Below are 20,021 nucleotides of genomic sequence, written 5' to 3'. Positions count from 1 at the left end.
GATGCGGCGACCACGAGCGGTGACACTGCCCGCCCGGCACCCGCGCCGGGCGTTCGCGGTCGGGTCCGTGCTGGCGCTCGCCATGGGCCCGGTGGCATTCGCGCCCGCGCCCGATCCCCCGCCGACCCCGGCCGCCACCACCCCCGCCGGCGACCGCGGCACCCAGCTCTACCTGGAGCAGTGCGCGAGTTGCCACGGCGTGCAGGGGCGGGGGTCGCAGCAGGGACCGTCCCTGGTCGGCGTCGGACCCGCCGCGGTGGACTTCCAGCTGTCCACCGGCCGGATGCCGGTGTCGCGGGAAGTCCCCCAGGCCCGGCGCCGCGAACCCGTCTTCTCCGCCGACGACATCGCGGCGCTGGTCGGCCACGTGGCCAGCTTCGGCGGTGGCGGCCCGCAGATCCCCCGGGTCGCCCCGGGCGACGTGGTCTCCGGCCGGGAACTCTTCGCCGCGAACTGCGCGCCCTGTCACGGGGCGACCGGCGCGGGGGCCGTGCTCACCAACGGCTGGAGCGCGCCACCGCTGTACGACGCCTCGGCCACCCAGGTCGCCGAGGCGGTCCGGGTCGGGCCCGGACTGATGCCGGCCTTCCCCGGCCAGGTGCTCACCGACCAGCAGGTCGACGACCTGACCAGCTACGTGCGGCAGTTGCGTACCGAGCGACTGGACCGGGGCGGCAACCCGCTCGGCCGGCTGGGCCCGCTGGCCGAGGGGGTGGTCGCCTGGCTGGCGGTGCTCGGCCTGCTGGTGGCCGGCGTGCGTTGGTTGGGCCGGAGGGCGGCGGAGTGAGGCACCCGATCCCGTCGCCGGCCGAGCGGTCCGCGAGCCGCCGGATCGTCGGCGCGTTCCTGGTGAGCGCCGCCGGAGCGGTCGGCTTCGCGGTGACGTACGGGCTGGGCGGCGACACCCGGTGGGAGGGCGGGTGCCTGGCGGTCGCCTTCGCCGGTCTGGCGGTGGGGCTCGCGGTCTGGGCCCGGCGGCTGGTGCCGGTCGGCGGGTACGTCGAGGAGCACGAGGGCTTCCCCCCGCCCCCGGCCGAGCAGGCGATGACGGCTGCGGAGTTCCGGGCGCCGGACAGCCCCACGCGCCGGTACGGCCTGCTCGCGGCGCTCGGGTTCGCACTGACCGCGCTCGGCGTCGCCGCGCTGTTCCCGCTGCGCTCGCTGCTCCCGTGGGACCGGATGCGGCCCGCCCAGGCGCTGAAGGACACCCCGTGGGGGCCCGGCGTCCGGCTGGTCGACGACGCGGGACGGCCGTTGCGACCGGACGACGTGCCCGCCGAGACGATGGTCGCGGTCTTCCCGGAGGGAAACCCCGACGCCGGCGACGCCCCCGCGTTCGCGCTCCGGCTCAACCCCGAACGCTTCTCCCGCCCGCCCGCCGGCGGCCACCTGGGCGGACTGGCCGTCTGGTCGCTGCTCTGCACCCATGCCGGCTGCCCGGTGCGGCTCTACCTGAAAGGCACCGGCCGGGTGCTCTGCCCCTGCCACCAGTCGTCGTTCGACCTGCTGGCCGGTGCCCGGCCGATCGCGGGTCCCGCGGCACGGCCGCTGCCGGGCCTGCCGATCGAGGTCGGCCCGGACGGCTTCCTCCGGGCCACCGGCGACTTCACCGCGCCGCCCGGCGCCGGATTCTGGAGCCGACCATGATCATCGACCGGCTGGCCCGCGCGCTGGACGACCGGCTCCGGCTCTCCCCGATCACCCGCCGGGCGCTGGCGAAGGTCTTCCCCGACCACTGGGCGTTCATGCTCGGCGAGATCGCGCTCTACTCGTTCGTCGCGCTGATCCTCACCGGGGTCTACCTCACCTTCTTCTTCGACGCCAGCTCCGCCGACCGGGTCTACCAGGGCGCGTACGCCCCGCTGGACGGCAGCACCACCTCCGCCGCGTACGCCTCCGTGGTGCGGCTGAGCTGGGACGTGCGCGCCGGGCTGCTGATCCGGCAGACCCACCACTGGGCCTCCCTGGTCTTCCTCGCCGCGATCGTGCTGCACCTGTGCCGGATCTTCTTCACCGGGGCGTTCCGGAAGCCGCGCGAAGTCAACTGGCTGATCGGCGTGACCATGCTGACCCTCGCCCTGGCCAACGGTTTCACCGGCTACTCCATGCCCGACGACCTGCTGTCCGGAATGGGGCTGCGGATCATCACCTCGGTGGTGGAGTCCGTCCCCCTGGTCGGGACCTGGCTGGCCGCCCTGGCCCTGGGCGGCGAGTTCCCCTCCGACGAGATGATCCCGCGGATGTTCATCAGCCACGTGCTGCTCGTGCCGGCCCTCCTGGTCGCCCTCATCTCCCTGCACCTGGGCATCCTGGTACGCCAGAAACACACCCAGTTCCCGGGCCCGGGCCGGACCGAGCACAACGTGGTCGGATCCCGCTTCTGGCCGGGCTACACCCTGCGTACGCTCGCTCTCTTCGCCTGGGTTCTGGCGGTGCTGTTCGCCCTCGGCGGCCTGGCCCAGATCAATCCGGTGTGGCTCTACGGCCCGTTCGAGCCGGCCCAGTCCACCTCACCGGCGCAGCCCGACTGGTACGTCGCCTGGGGTGACGGCGCGCTGCGCCTCTTCCCGCCCTGGGAGTTCCGCATCGCCGGCTACCTGGTGCCGGCGCCGTTCTTCCCCGGCGTCGTGCTCGGCGGGCTGACCTTCGGCGCCCTCTACCTCTGGCCGTTCGCCGAACGGCTGTGGCACCGGGACCGCCGCCAGCACCACCTGCTGGACCGGCCCCGGGAGCACCCCGTCCGGGTCGGTGTCGGCGTGGCCGCGCTGACCTTCTTCGCGGTGCTCGTGGTGGCCGCCGGCGACGACATTCTCGCCCGGCTGCTCGGGGTGCCGGTCTACGACCTGCTGTCGCTGTTCCGGGTGCTGGTGCTCGTCCTGCCGATCCTGACCGGCGCGGCCGCGTTCCTGACCGCGCGGGCCCTGCGTCGCGGCGACGCGACCTCGCTCGGCGACCTCACTCGGGCCGATCTGCGTCGTGCCGGCCATCCGTCGCCCCGACCCCCTGCGGACGACGACGGAGCCGAGACCCTGGCCCCGGACCGGCCGGGGGAGCGGATCGAGCTGTGGCCGGAGGGGGAGGTGTGGCGGTGGCGCTACCGGGACGAGGCCCGGCGGCTGGTGCTCACCGGCAACCGGGTCGCGGTGTCGCAGGAGGAGGCGGTCGAGGCCGCCCGGCTGGCGTACCCGGGCGTGGACCGGGTGGTGGTGCCGGGGCCGCCCCCGCCATCTCCGCCCGGTCCGCTCCGGGCGGCCCTGCGCCGGTGGGGGCGTGCCGCGGCTGCCGGCTCGTTGCTCGCGGCGGCGCTGCTCGAGCGCAGGCGGGACCGCCGCCGGCGGCGGGACAGCGACGATGATCCTCCGGTGGAACAGGCGGACGCCGCCGCGGAGGGTGGTGAAGCGTGACGGCCTACGGCTCGGCCGGGGACCGGTCGTCCGCCGATTGTGGGCTCCGCACGGGCTGGACGGCCGCGCGTCGGGCGGTTTTCCGCCGCCAGGGAGTCGCCAGCAGCAGGACGGCCAGGACGACGGCGGCGCCGGCGCCGAGAGCGGTTCGGGAGGAGAGCGCGGACGAACCGGCGTCCTGACCGTTGTGCTCGCTCTTGACCTGAGCAATGGGACGGTCCTGCTTCTTCTGCTCGTCGGGGGTGACCAGGCGGCCGACCGACGCGCCGGGGGAGAGCGCGAAGCCCCAGTCCAGCAGGGCTGCCGCCTCGCCCAGGCTGCCCAGTGGCGCGGTCTCCGCGCCGAGCAGGGTCACGGCGAGCCGTCGGCCGTTACGTTCGGCCACCCCCACGTACGTCTGTCGCGCCAGGTCGGTGAAGCCGGTCTTCCCGCCGAGCGTCCCGGGGTAGTGGTCCAGCAGGGTGTTGTCGTGGGTGATGGCGAAGCCGGGCCGTCCCGACTCGGCCGGGATCTGCGCGACCCGGGTGGCGATGTACCGCCGGAAGTCGGCGCGGGCGTAGGTGGCGCGCGCGATCAGCGCCAGGTCGTACGCGCTGGTGTACTGGCCGGGGCCGTCCAGGCCGGACGGTGTCGCCGCGTGGGTCTGGTTCGCACCCAGCCGGTGTGCCTCGTCGTTCATCGCCTGCACGCCGCCCTGCCGCCCGGCGGCGCCGCCGCCGACGCGGGCCAGCACGTTGGCCGCGTCGTTCCCCGATTTGAGGAGCAGCCCCAGCCACAGGCTCTCGACCGAGTAGCGGCCGCCCGGGACCACCCCCATCAGCGAACTGGCCGGGTCGAGATCCTGCAGGTCGGCCCGGGTCACCTCGACCACCTGTGCCGGGTCCAGGTGGGGCATGAGGGCCGCGGCCAGCAGCATCTTCTGCACGCTGGCCGGCGTGCGGCGCTCGTGCGGGCCGCAGCCGCCCAGTACCGCGCCGCTGTCGAGGTCGGCCACGACCCAGGAGGTGGCGGTCACCGCCGGCGCCGTCGGCGCACCCGGGGGAATGGCCAGCCCCGCTGTGGCCAGCGCGTCGCCGCCGACGGCCAGGTCGGCGGGACTGACCGGGGGCGGCGCCGGCGCGGCCGGTGGGGCCACCGGCGGTTTCACGGCCGGGCAGGGCAAGAACGGCGCGGCGGCCGCCCGTGCCGGTGACCCGGTGACCAGGGCGGGCGTGCTCAGCACGACGCTGAGCGCTACGGCGGAAATGCGATTGACGGTCACGCTAAAGCACCGTAATCGCCGACCGGGCGGCCGCGGCCCGAATGCAGAAAGTGGGCCCGGGGCGGCGGGGATTCCGGCCCGGCATTGGCCGTGCTCGTTCGATCGCGCTGTCCTGTTTCGCGGCGATACCGGTCCACGTGGTTCCGGGCGGGGCTGCGGATGTTTCCGGCAGACCGGCACGGCGGGGCCCGGTCGGACCCGATCCGGGTCACCGGGAGTGGTCTGTGGCTGCGGGGACGACCGCGCCGCAAGCGGATACGGCGGGCGCAGCCGGGTCGGGACGGGACGGGCGAGCAGTGGACCGCGCTTTCCGTCGGAACACTCGCGAACAGAAATCTCCCGCCGGTTCGTGCCGTCGCGCCAATTCCTGGGAAATGTTGCCCGTGAGCGGTCCCGAGGATCCGGAGAAATCGCGTCGGAGCTCGCTCGCGCCGAGAGAATGTGGGCCTGGGGAAGGCATGAACGGGGGGACGAAACATGGAGCTGAGGCGGCGATTGAGGCTGCTGTCGGTGACCGTCGCGGCGACGCCGTTGGTCCTCGTCGGGTGCACCGCCGACCACCTGCCGGGCGTCCGGCAGGCGAACGCGGCACCGCCGCAGCTGACGGTGACGCCCGGCGACCGGTCGCGGGACGTGCCGATCAGCGCCGAGGTGGGGACCGCCGTCACGGGCGGGAAGATCACCGCGGTGCGGCTGACGGACGACAAGGGTGCCCAGGTGCCCGCCGAGCCGCGGGAGGACGGGTCGAGCTGGGTGCCGACGCGTCCGTTGCAGAATTCGCGGACCTACACGGCGGAGGTGACCGCGACCGGGGACCGCGGGCGGACGACCACGCGGAAGACGACGTTCACGACGATGGCCAGATCGGACAAGCCGACGATCACCAGCGTCCTGAACGTCGACGGCAATCAGACGTACGGAACGGCGATGCCGGTGGTGGTCACCTTCGACCCGCCAATTCCGAAAGAGGCCCGGGCGGACGTGCAGCGCCGGCTGTTCGTGAAGACGGATCCGCCGCAGCCGGGCACCTGGTCGTGGGTGGCGGACGGCAAGCAGGTCGAGTACCGGGCGCCCGACTTCTGGAAGCCCGGCACGAGGATCAGCGTGCGCAGCGCGCTCGAGGGGCTGCCGATCGGCAAGGACGCCTTCGGCGACGTGGACCGCGCGGCGTCGGCGAAGGTCGGCCGGCAGGTGTCGCTGGACATCGACAACGCCACCAAGCAGATGTCGGTCTACCGGGACGGCAAGCTGCTGCGGAAGATCCCGGTGAGCCTCGGTAAGCCGAGCACGCCGACCTCGAGCGGATCCATGGTGATCATGCAGAAGTTCGAGTACACGACGTTCGACACCCGGGGCGACCCGATGGGCGGCTACGTGGTGGACGTGGAGGACGCCCAGCGGCTCACCAACGGCGGCGAGTTCATCCACGCGGCGCCGTGGTCGGAGGGGGATCAGGGCAACACCAACGTCTCGCACGGCTGCACCAACGTCTCCAACGCCAACGCCGACTGGTTGATGGGCATCACGCAGGTCGGTGACCTGGTGACGGTCAAGGGCACCGAGGTGACGCTGGATCAGGGCAACGGCTGGACCGCCTGGAACGTCGGGTGGGACGAGTTCGCCAAGGGCAGCGCGCTGCCCGTACCGGCCGGGCTGAAGCCCACGGTCACGGCCACGCCACATCCGGGCGTGGAGGCCGGCGGCTCCGCACCCGCACCCGCCCGCTCCCGCAGCGGGGGCTGACACACCCGTCACACGACGGCGCCACGGTCCGCGATCCGGATGCTCCGGTCGCCGGCCGTGGCGCTCGTCGTGGCTGACCGCGCTGTCGTGGTGGGCGGCCCCGCCGGCATCGGTGACGGCTTGGCAGCGCCTGGACCGTACGGGGCCAGCGCACGCCCCACCTACGCACCGCCCGAACGGTGCCCGTCCCGCCGGCCGCCTGCCGGAGTCGGGCTGCCGGTCCCGGCGGCGGCCCGGATGCCGGTGAGGAGCAGCCGCAGGCCGTGGTCGAAGTGTTCCTCGTGATGCGGGGCTGGCACGTGCGCGAGCGCCGCGTGCAGGTGCGGGTGGCGCCGCGGATCGACAGCCCGGACGAGACGCGTCGTGGCGGGCGCGCCCTCGTCGGGCAGGCGGGCGGCGAGCTGTTCCTCGGCGGCATGGCCCACCACGTAGTACGTGATGGCGTCGGCGGTCCATGCCGCGTCGCGGCTGGACATCCCGGCGTCGTGAAGTGCGGCGATCATGGCTTCGCCGTAGTCGAGTGCGTTGGGCAGGGGGAAGAAGAGGCTGGCGAACAGGCGTGCGCCGTCGCGACGCGCCAGCAGTGCGCGGCGTAGGCGGCGGGCGAGGTCGGTGACCCGCTCGTGCCATGGCGTGTCCGGGTCGAGATCGTCGACAATCCCGGCGAGCATGGCGTCGGCCATCGCCTCCAGCAGGGCCTGCTTGCTGCGGAAGTGCCAGTAGGTGGCGCCGTTCTGCACGCCGAGCTCGGCCGACAGCCGGCGCATCGTCAGCTGTTCCAGCCCGACCTGGTCGAGTACTTCGAGCGCCGTGCGCAGCACCTGCTCCTGGCTCAGCCGCATCTGCCCTGCCTCACAAACGGTTTGACGACGTACTCCAGTATGCCGCAAACTTCAACGGCGTTGAACTTCAACATCGTTGAGGTTCGGTGATCGACGGAAGGGAGGGTGCTGATGCTGCCGAGGAACACCGCCTGAGACGCGACGCCGCTGCCCGCCGACCCGGGCGGGCGGCCCGCCGCCGGATCCGATCACCGTGAAGGAACGAACGATGCGCAAGGTCAACTTTTCGGATGCCGGCCTGGAGGTCGTCGACGCACCTGACCCGGTCGTGATGCCGGGGCGTCTGCTGGTACGCACGCAGGCCGTCGGTGTCGGGGTCGGGCTGCTCCGCCTGCTGGCAGCCGCCGGCGGGAGAGCCGAGCCGGTGCGCCCGGGTGGTGAGATCGTCGGAACCGTCGTCGCGGTCGGCGCTGGCGTGTCCGGGTTCCAGGTGGGCGACCGGGTCGGCGGGGTCGTGTTCGAGGACGCGTACGCCGACCTCGTGCTCACCGACCCGCGGCTGGTGGCCCGCGTACCGCGTGAGGTCGAGGCCACGGCTGCCGTATGTCTGGTCCGCGGCGGCCTGATCGCACTGAGCGCCCTACGGGCGGGACGGTTCGCGCCCGGCGAGTCGATCCTGGTCACCGCCGCTGCCAGCGGCACTGGGCACCTGGCGGTGCAACTGGGCAGGGCGCTGGGCGCGGCGCGGGTGGTCGCCGCGGTTGGCTCGCCGGACAAGGCGGCGTTCGCGCGCGACTGCGGCGCGGACGGGGTCGTCACCTACGCCGAACCGTCCTGGGGTGAGCCGGTCGATCTCGTCCTGGACGCGGCCGGCGGCGACCTCGTGCCACGGGGCGTGGACACGTTGGCGCCGTTCGGCAGGATGGTCGCGTTCAGCGCCGGCGGCGGGACCGTGGACGTGGCCAGCCTGCTCGGTGGCATGAAGAGCGTGATCGGCTTCACGATCGGCACGCTCAACCGAACCCGACCCGACCTGGTCGACCAGCACCGCGCCGAACTGTGGGAGCTGCTGGCCGGCGGCGCCCTCCATCCCCGACGTGTCGAGTTCGGGCTCGACGAGATTGCCGCCGCCGTCGCGCTGGTGGCGTCGCGCGGGAACCTGGGCCGGGTCGTGGTGACGACCGGCGACCACCCCACCGCGCAGACCGTCCGACAGACAGGAGAGAGACCATGAATGTCGTGGTCTCCGGGGCCGGTGTCGCCGGGGCTGACCGCCTGTTGGTTGACCCGTCACGGGTTCGACGTGACCGTCGCGCCCGGTGTCCCCACGCCGCGACGGGCGGGGACACCGGGCGTCGGCTGGTCGTCAGGTCTGGTTGCCGGGCACGTTCTTGTAGTCCTGCGGGCTGACCCCCTTCGGGCGCGGGTCCTTCTGGGTCTGGCCGCCGCCCTGGTTGGCGTTGGCCGACCCGCCGAGAGCCTGGATCATCTCGCCCTTGTTCATCTGGTCGACGTTGCGGATTCCGGCGCGCTCCGCCTGCTTGCGCAGCTCTCCGGTCTTCATCTGGCCGGGATCGCGGGCCATCGTTCCTCCTTCGGTCAGCGGGCGAACCACGGACTCCGGTCGGTGCGCCGGTGACGGCGTCTGGGCCGTTTCGCCGCTGTCGTCCGTCTCCGTGGCTGCCGGTTACCGGTCCCGGCCCGCTTACCCGACGGCGGCCGGCAGCAACGTCGGAGGGTGTTGGGGATCAGCGACCCGGTCGTCCCGGCGGCGAGCTCGTGGTCAGCGCCCGGACCGGCGCGCCGCCGGCAGCACCAGCGGGGTGCCGGTCTCCGGATCCTCGAGGACCCGGCAGGGCAGGCCGAACACCTCCTCGACCAGCTCGGCGGTGACGATCCGGCGGGGGTCCCCGGCGGCCACCACCCGCCCGTCCCGCATCGCCACCAGGTGGGTGGCGTACCGGGCGGCCTGGTGCAGGTCGTGCAGGACCGCGACCAGGGTGCGCCCCTGCTCCTCGTGCAGCCGGGCGCAGAGGTCGAGCACCTCGACCTGGTGGGCGATGTCCAGGTACGTGGTCGGCTCGTCCAGCAGCAGCAGCGGGGTCCGCTGGGCCAGCGCCATGGCGATCCAGACCCGCTGCCGCTGCCCGCCGGAGAGCTCGTCGACGAGCCGGTCGGCCAGCTCGGCGACCCCGGTGTCGGCCATCGCCCCGGCCACCACCCGCTCGTCCTCGCGGGACCACTGCCGCAGCAGCCCCTGGTGCGGGTAGCGGCCCCGGGCGACCAGTTCGGCCACGGTGATGCCGTCCGGCGCGACGGCCGACTGCGGGAGCAGCCCGAGGGTACGGGCGACGTGCCGGGCCGGGCGGCGGTGGATGTCGGCGCCGTCGAGCAGCACCGTGCCTCGGGTGGGTCGCAGCAGCCGGGCCAGCGCGCGCAGCAAAGTGGACTTGCCGCACGCGTTCGGGCCGATGATCACCGTGAACGAGCCGTCCGGGACGGCCACGGTGAGGTCCTCGGCGACGGTCCGCCGGTCGTACGCGAGGGTCAGCGTGTCGCCGACCAGCCGGGCGGTGTCGGGTGCCATGGGCGGTGCTCCTGTCGTGGACGGGCCGGTCATCGGCGGCCGCCGCGTTCGCCGGCCAGCAGCCAGGCCAGGTAGCCGCCGCCGAGCACGCCGGTGACCACGCCGACGGGCAGTTGGTGGCCGGCGACGGCGTGCTGCGCCAGTTGGTCGGCGGCGACCAGCAGGGCGGCGCCCACCGCGGCGGCCGGCAGCAGGTTCGGCCCCGGGGCACGGGTCAGCCGGCGGGCCAGGTGCGGCGCGGTCAGCGCCAGGAAGGACACCGGGCCGGCGGCCGCCGCGGCGAGGGAGACCAGCAGCACGGCCGCGGCGAGGACGCCGAGGCGGACCCGGCGCACCGGGACGCCGAGCGCGGCGGCCGCTTCGTCGCCCATCTCGATCAGCCGCAGCGCCGGGGCGCGGGCGAGCAGCACGGCGGGCAGCAGCACGGCGAGGGCGGCGAGCAACGGCAGCGCGTTCGCCCAGCCGCGCCCGTCGAGGCTGCCGGTGAGCCAGAGCGCGGCGCGGGCCGCGTCGGTCAGCGGGGCGCGGGTGAGCAGCCAGCCGTTGACGCCGGTGAGGATCGCGGTGACGCCGATGCCCACCAGCACCAGCCGCTGGCCGGCCGCGCCGGGCCGGCCGGCGAGGGCGTACAGCAGCGCTCCGGTGGCGAGCCCGCCGGCGGTGGCGGCCCCGCCGAGGGCCGGGCTGCCGCTGCCGAGCGCCACCACGACCAGCGCGCCGGTCGCCGCGCCGGAGGTGACACCGAGGACGTCGGGACTGCCCAGCGCGTTGCGCGTCACCGATTGGAAGACCGCCCCGGCCAGGCCGAGCGCGGCGCCGACGGCGAGGGCCGTGGCGAGCCGGGGCAGGCGCAGTTCGGTGACCACGAACCGGTCGGCGGGGCTGCCCCCACCGGCGAGCACGCGCAGCACGTCGGCGGGGCTGATCGGGTAGTCGCCGGCGGCGACGGCCAGCACGCCGAGGGCGGCCGCGACCAGGGCGCCGGCCAGGCCGACGGCGAGCGCGCGGGCGTGCAGGCGCACCGACAGGCCGCCGGGGAGGCGGAGCACGATCACGAGCGGACCACCCGTCCGCGGCGCGCCAGGTGCAGGAAGAGCGGGCCGCCCAGCACGGCGGTGACCAGCCCGACCTGGAGTTCGCCCGGCCGGCCGAGCACCCGGCCGGCGACGTCGGCGGTCAGCAGCAGCACCGGCGCGTACACCGCGCACCAGGGCAGCAGCCGGCGCGGGTGGGGGCCGGTGAACGCCCGGACCAGGTGCGGGGCGAGCAGCCCGACGAAGACGATCGGCCCGCAGGCGGCGGTGGCCGCTCCGCAGAGCAGCGTGACGGTGGCGACGACCGTGGCCCGGACCAGGCCGGGGTGGGCGCCGAGCGCCCGGGCGGAGTCGTCGCCGAGGGCGAGCGCGCCCAGCGGGCGGGCCACGAGCAGCGCGAGCGCCAGCCCGGCCAGGACGAAGGGCAGCAGCGCGGGGACGGTGTCGGTGCGGGCGCCGGCGAGGGAGCCGACGGTCCAGAAGCGCAGCCGCTCCAGGGAGGTGGTGTCGACCAGCATGACCGCGCTGACGTACGAGTAGAGGGCGGCGTTGAGCGCCGCGCCGGCCAAGGCCAGCCGGGTGGGGGTGGCGTGCCGGCCGCCGGCCACCGCGTGTCCGGCGACGGTGGCCAGGGCGGCGCCGAGCAGCGCGTACCAGACCTGGTGGTCGAGGGCGGTGACGCCGAGGGCGACGGTGGCGGTGGCCACGGCGGCGGAGGCGCCGGCGTTGATGCCGAGCAGCCCGGGGTCGGCGAGCGGGTTGCGGGTGAGCGCCTGCATGGCGGCCCCGGCGACGCCCAGCGCCGCGCCGGCGGTGAGGCCGAGCAGCGTACGGGGCAGCCGCATCCGGTGCACGACGGCGTAGTCGGGGGAGGCGGGGTCGGCCAGACCGTGCCACACGTCGGCGAGGGGGAGGGGCTTCGCGCCGACGGCGAGGCTGAGCACGGCCACGGCGGCGAGCAGCAGCAGGCCGAGCGCCAGCCCGGCGGCCCGTACGCGCCGGCGTCGCCCGGGCGGGGACGCCGCGTGCAGAGCGGATCGTGGTGGGGTGATGACGGACAGTGTGGACTCCGGTTGGCGGAAGCGGGCTTGACAGAAAGTTAGGTTAGGTTAACCTAACCTCGCTGTCCATGGTCATTTCCGGCCCGTACCGAAAGAACATCGCCATGCCCGAGACCCTGTCCGGCCGCCGGCTCTCCCGCCGCGGCCTGCTCGCCGCCGGTGGCGCCGCCGGCCTCGCCGCCCTCCTCGCCGGCTGCGGCCGGGACGGCGGCGCCGCCGCTCCCGCTCCCACCGGCGGTCCCTGGTCCTTCACCGACGACCGCCGGCAGAAGGTCGACGCCGCCACCCGACCGTCCCGGGTGGTCGCCTTCACCGGGGTGGCCGCCGCCCTGGTCGACTTCGGACTCGACCGGCAGATCGTCGGCGTCTTCGGCGAGACGACGAAGAGCGACGGCAGCAGGGAGCCGCAGGCCGGCGACCTCGACGTGGCGCGCGTCGAGATCCTCGGCAACGCCTGGGGCGAGTTCAACCTGGAGAAGTACGCGGCGCTGCGCCCCGACCTGCTGGTCACCCACATGTACGACCCCGGCGCGCTCTGGTACGTGCCGGACGAGAGCAAGGCCAAGATCCTCCCGCTCGCGCCGAGCGTCGCGATCACCACCGCCCGGGTGCCGATGACCACGCCCATCGAGCGGTACGCCCAGCTCGCCGAGAGCCTCGGCGCCGACCTGTCCGCCCCGAAGGTCACCGCCGCGAAGGCCCGGTTCACCGCCGCCGCGGACGCCGTCCGCCATGCGGTCAAGGCCAACCCGGGGATCCGGGTGATGGCCGCCTCCGGCAGCCCCGACCTGTTCTACGTCTCCAACCCGAAGGTCAGCACCGACCTGATGTACTTCGCCGAACTCGGCGTCGACCTGGTGCTGCCCACCAAGCTCGAGCAGGGCGACTACTTTGCGGCTTTGAGCTGGGAGAACACCGGCAAGTTCCCGGCCGACCTGATCCTGCTGGACAACCGCCCCACCGCCCTGCAACCGAAGGACCTCGCCGCCAAGCCCACCTGGGCCCAGCTGCCCGCGGTCCGGGCCAACCAGGTCACCCCGTGGGACGCGGTGCCCCGCTTCTCGTACGCGGGCGCCGCCCCGCTGCTGGAGAACCTGGCCGCCGCCATCCGCACGGCGAAGAAGGTCACCGCGTGACCACCGCCGTCGCCCTGCGGTACCGGTTCCACGCCGCCCGGGTCGTCGCCACCCGCCCGGTCGGCGCCTCCCTGGTCCGGGTCACCTTCGGCGGCGACGACCTCGCCGGGTTCGCCGGCGGCGGCCGGGACCAGAGCGTCTCCCTCTTCCTGCCCCACCCCGGGCAGGACGCCCCGGTCGTCCCGATCGCGGCGGGAGAGGACTGGTACGCCGCCTGGCGCGCCTTGGACCCGGCGGTGCGAGCGGTGATGCGCTCCTACACCATCCGGGCCCAGCGGCCCGACCGGGCCGAGGTGGACGTCGACTTCGTCCGGCACGGCGACGGCGGCCCGGCCACCCGCTGGGCCGGGCGGGCCTGCCCCGGCGACCCGGTGCTGCTGCTCGGCCCGGCCGTCGCCGACGACCGCAGCGTCCGCTTCCAACCGCCCGCCGGCGCCGACGCCGTGCTGCTGGTCGCCGACGAGACCGCGCTGCCCGCCGTCGGCGGCATCCTCGACTGGCTGCCCGCCGGCACCCCGGTCCGGGCCTTCGTCGAGGTGCCCGCCGCCGCCGACATCCAACCGCTGCCCACCGCCGCCCGCGCCGAGGTGACCTGGCTGGTACGCGGCGGCACCGCCCCCGGCACCGGCCTGCTGGCCGACACGCTGCGCGCCGCCCGGCTGCCCGGGGCCACCCCGTACGCCTGGGTCGCCGGCGAGGCCGGCATGGTCCGGGCGGTCCGCCGCCATCTGGTCGGCGAACGCGGCCTGGACCGCCGCCGGGTCACCTTCGCCGGCTACTGGCGACGCGGCGCCTCCGAGGAGGACCTCCGCGCCGAGGCCGCCACCGCCTGACCGGGTCCCGGCCCGGGCGCCGCACCGGGTCCCGGCCGCCGCCACCACCGCCGACGCCCACCCGCCTTTCCGCAGCCCGCCGCCCGTGTCGCGGGCCGATGCCGGCTGCCCACGACAACGTGGAGGATCACATGACCGCAACCATGCGACCCGTGGCGGCGGCGCCGCCACGGCCCGGGCCGGCCGCCCGTGCCCAGCTGCTGCACGCCGGCACCGCCGAGGCGTACCGGCGGGCGGTGCTCGCCGGCGTCGACCGGGTGGCCCGGCGGGTGGCCGCCGCCGACCGGCCGTTCACCGGGATCGGGCCGGACGCCCTCGCCCACCGGATCGACGCCGTCGACCTGGACCGGCCGCTCGGCGACGGCCCGGCCGCCCTCGACGAGCTGGAGGAGGTCTGGCTGCGCGACGCGGTCTGGTTCCACCATCCCCGCTACCTGGCCCACCTCAACTGCCCGGTGGCGCTGCCGGCGCTGCTCGGCGAGGCGATGCTCAGCGCCGTCAACGCGTCGCTGGACACCTGGGACCAGAGCGCCGGCGCCACGCTCGTCGAGCGCCGCCTGATCGACTGGACCGCCGGGCGGCTCGGCCTCGGCCCCGCCGCCGACGGCGTCTTCACCAGCGGCGGCAGCCAGTCCAACCTGCACGGCCTGCTGCTGGCCCGCCAGGAGACCTGCGCCCGCCACGCCGCCGGGCACGAGCTGCTGCCCCGGCTGCGGGTGCTCACCTCCACGGCCGGGCACTTCAGCGTCCGCAAGTCCGCCGACCTGCTCGGCCTCGCGCCGGGTGCCGTGGTCACCGTCGGCACCGACGCCGAGCGGCGGATGCACCCGGCGGCGGTTCGCGCGGAACTGGCCCGCCGCCGCCGCGCCGGGGAGGTGGTGATGGCGGTCGTGGCCACCGCCGGCACCACCGACTTCGGCAGCATCGACCCGCTGCCCGAACTGGCCGAGGCGTGCGCCGCCGAGGGTGTGTGGCTGCACGTCGACGCCGCGTACGGCTGCGGGCTGCTCGTCTCGCCGACCCGCCGCCACCTGCTGGCCGGCGTGGAACGGGCCGACTCGGTGACCGTCGACTTCCACAAGTCGTTCTTCCAGCCGGTCTCCTCCAGCGCCCTGCTGGTCCGCGACCGGCGCACCCTGCGCCACGCCACCTACCACGCCGACTACCTCAACCCGGCGGGTGCGGCCGTGCCCAACCAGGTGGACAAGAGCCTGCAGACCACCCGCCGCTTCGACGCGCTCAAACTCTGGCTGACCCTGCGGGTGATGGGCCCGGACGCGATCGGCGTCCTCTTCGACGAGGTAGTCGAGCGGGCCGCCGCCGCGTGGTCGCTGGTCGCCGCCGACCCCCGCTTCGAGGTGCTGCCCCGCTCCCCGCTGAGCACCGTGGTCTTCCGTCACCTGCCGGCCGGCGCGGACGCCGCCCGGGCCGACGAGGCGAACCGGCACGCCCGCCGGGCGTTGACCGCCTCCGGGCAGGCCATGGTCGCCGCCACCGTGGTCGACGGCCGGCAGTACCTCAAGTTCACCCTGCTCAACCCGGAGACCACGGTCGCCGACGTCGGGCAGGTGCTGGACCTCGTCGCCGCCCACGCCGGGGCCTACCTGGCCGGGGAGGCGCAATGAGGGAGTACGACGTCATCGGCATCGGGCTCGGCCCGTACAACCTGGGGCTGGCCTGCCTGACCGCGCCGATCGCCGAGCTGGACGCGCTGTTCCTCGAGGCCCGCACCGACCTGGCCTGGCACCCCGGCATGCTGCTGGACTCCGTCCGCCTGCAGACGCCGTTCCTGGCCGACCTGGTCACCCTCGCCGACCCGACCTCGCCGTACTCCTTCCTGGCCTTCCTCAAGGAGACCGGCCGGCTCTACCCGTTCTACATCCGGGAGAACTTCTTCCCGCTGCGCGTCGAGTACGACGCCTACTGCCGCTGGGCGGCCGCCAAGCTGGACACCGTCCGCTTCGGGCACCGGGTCACCGCCGTCACGCACGACCCGGCCGACGACCGGTACGTGGTGCACGCCGTCACCGCCAACGGCCCGGTCACCCACCGGGCCCGGCATCTGGTGCTGGGCACCGGCACCCCGCCGCACCTGCCGGACGCTGCCGCCGGCCTGACCGACCTGCACAGCTCCCGCTACCTGGACCGGCGGGCCGAGCTGCGCCGCCGGCGCAGCGTCACCGTGGTCGGCAGCGGGCAGAGCGCCGCCGAGGTGTTCCACGACCTGCTCGCCGACGCGGGCGACCGCGAGCTGACCTGGGTGACCCGGTCACCGCGCTTCTACCCGCTCGAATACACCAAGCTCACCCTGGAGCTGACCTCACCGGACTACGTGGACTACTTCCACGCCCTGCCCGAGGCGACCCGTTACCGGCTCGAAGCCGCCCAGCACGGCCTCTACAAGGGCATCGACGCGGACCTGATCAACACGATCTTCGACCTGCTCTACGCGCGCAGCGCCACCGGCCCGGTCCGCGCCCGGCTGCTCACCGACACCGAGCTGACCGACCTGCGGCGCGACGCCGACGGCTGGACCCTCGGCCTGCGCCACCGCGAACAGGGCCGCGACCTCACCCTCCGCACCGAGGGCCTGGTCCTGGCCACCGGCTACCGGTACCGGGTGCCGGACTTCCTCGCCCCGGTCCGCGACCGGATCCGCTGGGACGGCCACGGCCGCTTCGCGGTCGCCCGCAACTACAGCATCGACCACACCGGCCAGGGGATCTTCCTGCAGAACGCCGCCACCCACGCGCACAGCGTCACCTCGCCCGACCTGGGCATGGGCGCGTACCGCAACTCGGTGATCATCCGGGAGCTGCTCGGCCGCGAGCACTACCCGGTCGAGCGGCGGATCGCCTTCCAGGAGTTCGGGGTGCCGGCGTGATCGTCCACACCCGGCACGATCCCCGGCTGGGGGAGTTCGCGCTGCGTACCCTCGACCCGGAGCGCGACGCCCGGCTGCTGCACCGCTGGGTGACCCACCCCAAGGCGGTGTTCTGGCAGATGGGGGACGCCGACGAGGCCGCCGTGGCGGCCGAGTACCGGCGGATCGCCGCCCACCCGCACCACGACGCGTACCTCGGGTTGTGGCGCGGCAGTCCCGCCTTCCTCGCCGAACGGTACGACCCGGCGCACGTCGAACTGGCCGGCCGGTACGCCGCCCGCCCCGGCGACGTCGGCATGCACTTCCTCTGCGCCCCCACCGACACCCCCGTCCCCGGCTTCACCCGGGCCGTCCTCACCACCGTCCTGGACTGGCTCTTCGCGGACTTCACCGTGCACCGGGTCGTGGTGGAGCCGGACGTGCGCAACACCGCCGTGCACGCCCGCAACGCCGAGGTCGGCTTCACCGTCGTCGGCCGGCTCGCCCTGCCCACCAAGACCGCGCTGCTCAGCACCTGCACCCGGGAGCGGTTCCGCGCCGCCACCGGCCACCCGGAAGGACCCGCCGCATGACCCCGACGCAGGCCGTCGCCCACCTCACTCCGCCGCTCTGGGCGCGGGCCAACCGCCACCTGGTCCGCAAGGCCCTCGCCGAGTTCGCCCACGAGCGGCTGATCACCCCGGAACCGGCCGGCGACGGCTACGCGGTCCGCGCCGGCGACGTCACCTACACCTTCACCGCCCGGCGGTACGCGCTGGACCACTGGCACCTCGACCCGGAGAGCATCCGCCGCACCCGGGACGGCCGGGACCTGCCCCTGGACGCCGTCGACCTCTGCCACGAGCTGCGCGAACCGCTCGGCCTGACCGACCGGACCCTGCCGCTGTACCTGGAGGAGGTCACCGCCACCCTGGCCGCCCTCGCCGACCGGCTGCGCCGCCCGGGACCGTCCGCCGCCGAACTCGCCGACGCGGAGTTCCAGACCGTCGAGGCGGCCATGACCGAGGGCCACCCCTGCTTCGTCGCCAACGGCGGCCGGCTCGGCTTCGGCGTCGACGACCACCACCGGTACGCCCCGGAGGCCGCCGCCGACGTCCGGCTGCTCTGGCTGGCCGCGCACCGCGACCACGCCACCTTCAGCGCCGGGGCCGGCCTCGACCACGACACCCTGATCCGGGCCGAGCTGGACGCCGACACCCTGGACCGGTTCGCCGCCACCCTCGCCGACCTCGGTCTCGACCTCGCCGACCACCACCTGATCCCGGTGCACCCCTGGCAGTGGTGGAACAAGCTCGCGGTCACCTTCGCCGGGGAGCTCGCCGCCCGCCGGCTGGTCCTGCTCGGCGAGGGGCCGGACGCGTACCGGGCGCAGCAGTCGGTGCGGACCTTCTTCAACGTCACGGCACCGCACCGGCACTACGTCAAGACCGCGCTGTCCGTGCTGAACATGGGCTTCATGCGGGGGCTGTCCGCCGCGTACATGGTGGCCACCCCGGCCATCAACGACTGGCTCGCCGCACTCGTCGCCGGCGACCCGGGGTTCACCCGGACCGGGGTGTCGATCCTGCGGGAACGGGCCGCCGTCGGCTACCGGCACCGGCAGTACGAGGCGGCCACCGACCGGCACTCGCCGTACCGGAAGATGCTGGCCGCCCTCTGGCGGGAGAGCCCGCTGCCCGGCCTCGCGCCGGGGCGGCGGCTGGCCACGATGGCCTCGCTGCTGCACGTCGACCCGGCCGGCCGGCCCCTGGTCGCGGCGCTGGTCGCCCGCTCCGGGCTGACCGCCGCGGCCTGGCTGCGCCGCTACCTGGACGCCTACCTGGTCCCGCTGCTGCACGCCTTCTACGCCCACGACCTGGTCTTCATGCCGCACGGCGAGAACGTCATCCTGGTGCTGCGCGACGGCGTCGTGGAACGGGTGATCCTCAAGGACATCGCCGAGGAGATCGCGGTCCTGGACCCGGCCGCCCCGCTGCCGCCGGAGGTGGCCCGGATCCGCGCCGACGTGCCCGAGGAACTGCGGCTGCTCTCGGTGTTCACCGACGTGTTCGACTGCTTCCTGCGGCACCTCGGGGCGCTACTGGCCGCCGACGGCCTGGTCGACGAGGAGCCGTTCTGGCGGACCGTGGCGCGGTGCGCGGCCGACTACCAGGCGGCCACCCCGCAGCTGGCCGCGCGGTTCCGCCGGTACGACCTGTTCGCGCCCACCTTCGCGCGGTCCTGCCTCAACCGGCTCCAGCTGCGGGACAACCAGCAGATGGTCGACCTGGCCGACCCGGCCGGCGCGCTGCAACTGTTCGGGGAACTGACCAATCCGATCGCCGCGTACCCGCCGGCGACCTGAGCGGGGCTCAGTCCAGGGTCCGCCGCTGCGGGTGGGGTGTCTCGCCGCGGGCCAGCATCTCGACGAACTGGGCGATCCGCCGGCCGCGGGTCTCGGGCCGCTTCGCGCTGGTGACCCGGTAGATCACCGCGTAGCGGTTCTGCGCGGTGAGGATGTCGAACATCCGCCGGGCCCGGGGCTCCGCGGCCAGCGCGGCCAGCAGGTCCTCCGGCGGCTCCGCGGTGGACTGCCCGGCGTACGCGGCGTCCCAGCGGCCGTCGGCCCGGGCCCGGTCCACCTCGGCCAGGCCGGCCGGGTGCATCCGCCCCTCGTCGGTCAGCCGCGCCACCAGGCCCACGTTCCGGGCCGACCAGGGGCTGCGCGCCCGGCGCGGGGTGAACCGCTGCCGGTAGGTGCCCTCGTCCCGGCGCCGGACCTGGCCGTCGATCCAGCCGTGGCAGAGCGCCTCCTCGAGGGCCTCGTCGTAGCCGAGGCGGGTGGGTGCAATGGTGCCGCGCTTCGCCAGCACCAGCCACACCCCGGTCGGGTCGGCGTGGTGGGCGGCGAGCCAGGCCCGCCAGGCGTCCGCGTCGGGAACGACCAGCTCGGGCGGCTCAGCGGGCATCGTCGCGCCCACCCGCCACGCCGACCCCGCCGAGGGGTACGACGTCCACCCGCTCCGGCGGCCCGGCCAGCATCGCCAGCACCTCGGCCACGCTCGGGCCGAGCCCGTCGCCGGGAGTGGCGGCGGCCAGCGCGGCCTGCACGGCCTCCTCGTCGGACCACACCTCGGTCACCCGGACGGTGTCCGGGTCGGCGTGGTCGCGGCTGATCACGTACAGCTCGCAGCCGGGGAACCCGCGCAGGTTGTCGGCCACCCGCAGCAGCGCGTCCGCGACCTCGGCGCCCCGCCCCGGCTGGGCGCGCATCGTCATCAGCCGTCCGACCCGTGCTGCCGCGTCCATCGTGACCC

At 74.7% G+C, this 20,021-nt stretch carries 19 protein-coding genes; 11 read left to right on the top strand and 8 right to left on the bottom strand.

The features are described from left to right. Nucleotide 1 precedes the first annotated feature (1 nt). Genes ACGFI9_RS00795 through ACGFI9_RS00785 form a run of 3 tightly spaced genes read left to right on the top strand, consistent with a single transcriptional unit; the run spans nt 2 to nt 3,404 of the window. Nucleotides 2–787, top strand: coding sequence for a c-type cytochrome (locus tag ACGFI9_RS00795; protein WP_393173402.1), 786 nt, complete (start codon nt 2–4; stop codon nt 785–787). Then, on the top strand, nt 784–1,647 hold the full coding sequence (locus ACGFI9_RS00790) for a Rieske 2Fe-2S domain-containing protein (RefSeq protein ID WP_393173400.1): 864 nt from the start codon (nt 784–786) through the stop codon (nt 1,645–1,647). The genes ACGFI9_RS00795 and ACGFI9_RS00790 overlap by 4 nt, the downstream gene beginning before the upstream one ends. Beyond that, complete coding sequence (locus tag ACGFI9_RS00785; protein ID WP_393173398.1) at nt 1,644–3,404, top strand: cytochrome bc complex cytochrome b subunit; 1,761 nt, start codon at nt 1,644–1,646, stop codon at nt 3,402–3,404. The genes ACGFI9_RS00790 and ACGFI9_RS00785 overlap by 4 nt, the downstream gene beginning before the upstream one ends. 4 nt (nt 3,405–3,408) lie before the next feature. Here ACGFI9_RS00785 and ACGFI9_RS00780 read toward each other — a convergent pair whose 3' ends face one another. Beyond that, a complete protein-coding gene (locus ACGFI9_RS00780) occupies nt 3,409–4,665 on the bottom strand; it encodes a D-alanyl-D-alanine carboxypeptidase family protein (protein WP_393173396.1) in 1,257 nt (418 codons plus the stop codon). A gap of 477 nt (nt 4,666–5,142) precedes the next feature. Between ACGFI9_RS00780 and ACGFI9_RS00775 the strand changes: the two genes are divergently transcribed. Beyond that, entirely contained in the window at nt 5,143–6,408 is a 1,266-nt protein-coding gene (locus tag ACGFI9_RS00775; RefSeq protein ID WP_393173394.1) for an Ig-like domain-containing protein, read from the top strand. Nucleotides 6,409–6,569: 161 nt separating this feature from the next. On the opposite strand, the gene ACGFI9_RS00770 is transcribed toward ACGFI9_RS00775, so the two are convergent. Continuing rightward, nucleotides 6,570–7,250 (bottom strand): TetR/AcrR family transcriptional regulator C-terminal domain-containing protein, encoded by a 681-nt coding sequence (locus ACGFI9_RS00770; RefSeq protein ID WP_393173392.1) that lies wholly within the window; start codon nt 7,248–7,250, stop codon nt 6,570–6,572. 208 nt (nt 7,251–7,458) lie between these two features. Between ACGFI9_RS00770 and ACGFI9_RS00765 the strand changes: the two genes are divergently transcribed. Then, the gene (locus ACGFI9_RS00765; protein ID WP_393173390.1) at nt 7,459–8,424 is read left to right on the top strand and encodes a zinc-binding alcohol dehydrogenase family protein; all 966 of its coding nucleotides are present in this window, start codon (nt 7,459–7,461) and stop codon (nt 8,422–8,424) included. Between the two features lie 132 nt (nt 8,425–8,556). On the opposite strand, the gene ACGFI9_RS00760 is transcribed toward ACGFI9_RS00765, so the two are convergent. From ACGFI9_RS00760 to ACGFI9_RS00745, 4 genes are all read right to left on the bottom strand, one after another. Further along, nucleotides 8,557–8,775, bottom strand: a complete 219-nt coding sequence (locus ACGFI9_RS00760) for a Rho termination factor N-terminal domain-containing protein (RefSeq protein ID WP_393173388.1) — start codon at nt 8,773–8,775, stop codon at nt 8,557–8,559. Between the two features lie 198 nt (nt 8,776–8,973). Continuing rightward, a complete protein-coding gene (locus ACGFI9_RS00755) occupies nt 8,974–9,777 on the bottom strand; it encodes an ABC transporter ATP-binding protein (protein WP_393173386.1) in 804 nt (267 codons plus the stop codon). 29 nt (nt 9,778–9,806) lie between these two features. After that, nucleotides 9,807–10,832: a FecCD family ABC transporter permease gene (locus ACGFI9_RS00750; protein WP_393173384.1), complete on the bottom strand. Its 1,026-nt coding sequence runs from the start codon at nt 10,830–10,832 to the stop codon at nt 9,807–9,809. Further along, nucleotides 10,829–11,872 carry a FecCD family ABC transporter permease gene (locus ACGFI9_RS00745; protein WP_393175189.1) on the bottom strand — a complete coding sequence of 348 codons (1,044 nt, stop codon included), beginning with the start codon at nt 11,870–11,872 and terminating at the stop codon, nt 10,829–10,831. The genes ACGFI9_RS00750 and ACGFI9_RS00745 overlap by 4 nt, the downstream gene beginning before the upstream one ends. Before the next feature lie 104 nt (nt 11,873–11,976). Between ACGFI9_RS00745 and ACGFI9_RS00740 the strand changes: the two genes are divergently transcribed. The 6 genes from ACGFI9_RS00740 to ACGFI9_RS00715 all read left to right on the top strand — a co-directional run bounded on the left by ACGFI9_RS00740 (nt 11,977) and on the right by ACGFI9_RS00715 (nt 19,069). Then, a complete protein-coding gene (locus ACGFI9_RS00740; RefSeq protein WP_393175186.1) occupies nt 11,977–13,008 on the top strand; it encodes an ABC transporter substrate-binding protein in 1,032 nt (343 codons plus the stop codon). Then, a complete protein-coding gene (locus ACGFI9_RS00735) occupies nt 13,005–13,841 on the top strand; it encodes a siderophore-interacting protein (RefSeq protein WP_393173383.1) in 837 nt (278 codons plus the stop codon). Before ACGFI9_RS00740 ends, ACGFI9_RS00735 begins: the two co-directional genes overlap by 4 nt. Before the next feature lie 131 nt (nt 13,842–13,972). Further along, complete coding sequence (locus ACGFI9_RS00730) at nt 13,973–15,466, top strand: pyridoxal phosphate-dependent decarboxylase family protein (protein WP_393173381.1); 1,494 nt, start codon at nt 13,973–13,975, stop codon at nt 15,464–15,466. After that, nucleotides 15,463–16,725, top strand: a complete 1,263-nt coding sequence (locus tag ACGFI9_RS00725) for a lysine N(6)-hydroxylase/L-ornithine N(5)-oxygenase family protein (RefSeq protein ID WP_393173379.1) — start codon at nt 15,463–15,465, stop codon at nt 16,723–16,725. The genes ACGFI9_RS00730 and ACGFI9_RS00725 overlap by 4 nt, the downstream gene beginning before the upstream one ends. Continuing rightward, nucleotides 16,722–17,297, top strand: coding sequence for a GNAT family N-acetyltransferase (locus ACGFI9_RS00720; protein WP_393173377.1), 576 nt, complete (start codon nt 16,722–16,724; stop codon nt 17,295–17,297). Before ACGFI9_RS00725 ends, ACGFI9_RS00720 begins: the two co-directional genes overlap by 4 nt. Then, a complete protein-coding gene (locus tag ACGFI9_RS00715) occupies nt 17,294–19,069 on the top strand; it encodes an IucA/IucC family protein (protein ID WP_393173375.1) in 1,776 nt (591 codons plus the stop codon). Before ACGFI9_RS00720 ends, ACGFI9_RS00715 begins: the two co-directional genes overlap by 4 nt. A 7-nt stretch (nt 19,070–19,076) precedes the next feature. On the opposite strand, the gene ACGFI9_RS00710 is transcribed toward ACGFI9_RS00715, so the two are convergent. Beyond that, nucleotides 19,077–19,673 (bottom strand): YdeI family protein, encoded by a 597-nt coding sequence (locus ACGFI9_RS00710; protein ID WP_393173373.1) that lies wholly within the window; start codon nt 19,671–19,673, stop codon nt 19,077–19,079. Then, nucleotides 19,663–20,013, bottom strand: a complete 351-nt coding sequence (locus ACGFI9_RS00705; RefSeq protein ID WP_393173371.1) for a putative quinol monooxygenase — start codon at nt 20,011–20,013, stop codon at nt 19,663–19,665. Before ACGFI9_RS00705 ends, ACGFI9_RS00710 begins: the two co-directional genes overlap by 11 nt. Nucleotides 20,014–20,021 lie beyond the last annotated feature (8 nt).

Source organism: Micromonospora sp. NPDC048930, from assembly GCF_043197935.1.
Taxonomy (GTDB): Bacteria; Actinomycetota; Actinomycetes; order Mycobacteriales; family Micromonosporaceae; genus Micromonospora.
Note: the sequence above shows the minus strand (reverse complement) of the source record. Positions and strands in the feature narration are given on the sequence as shown.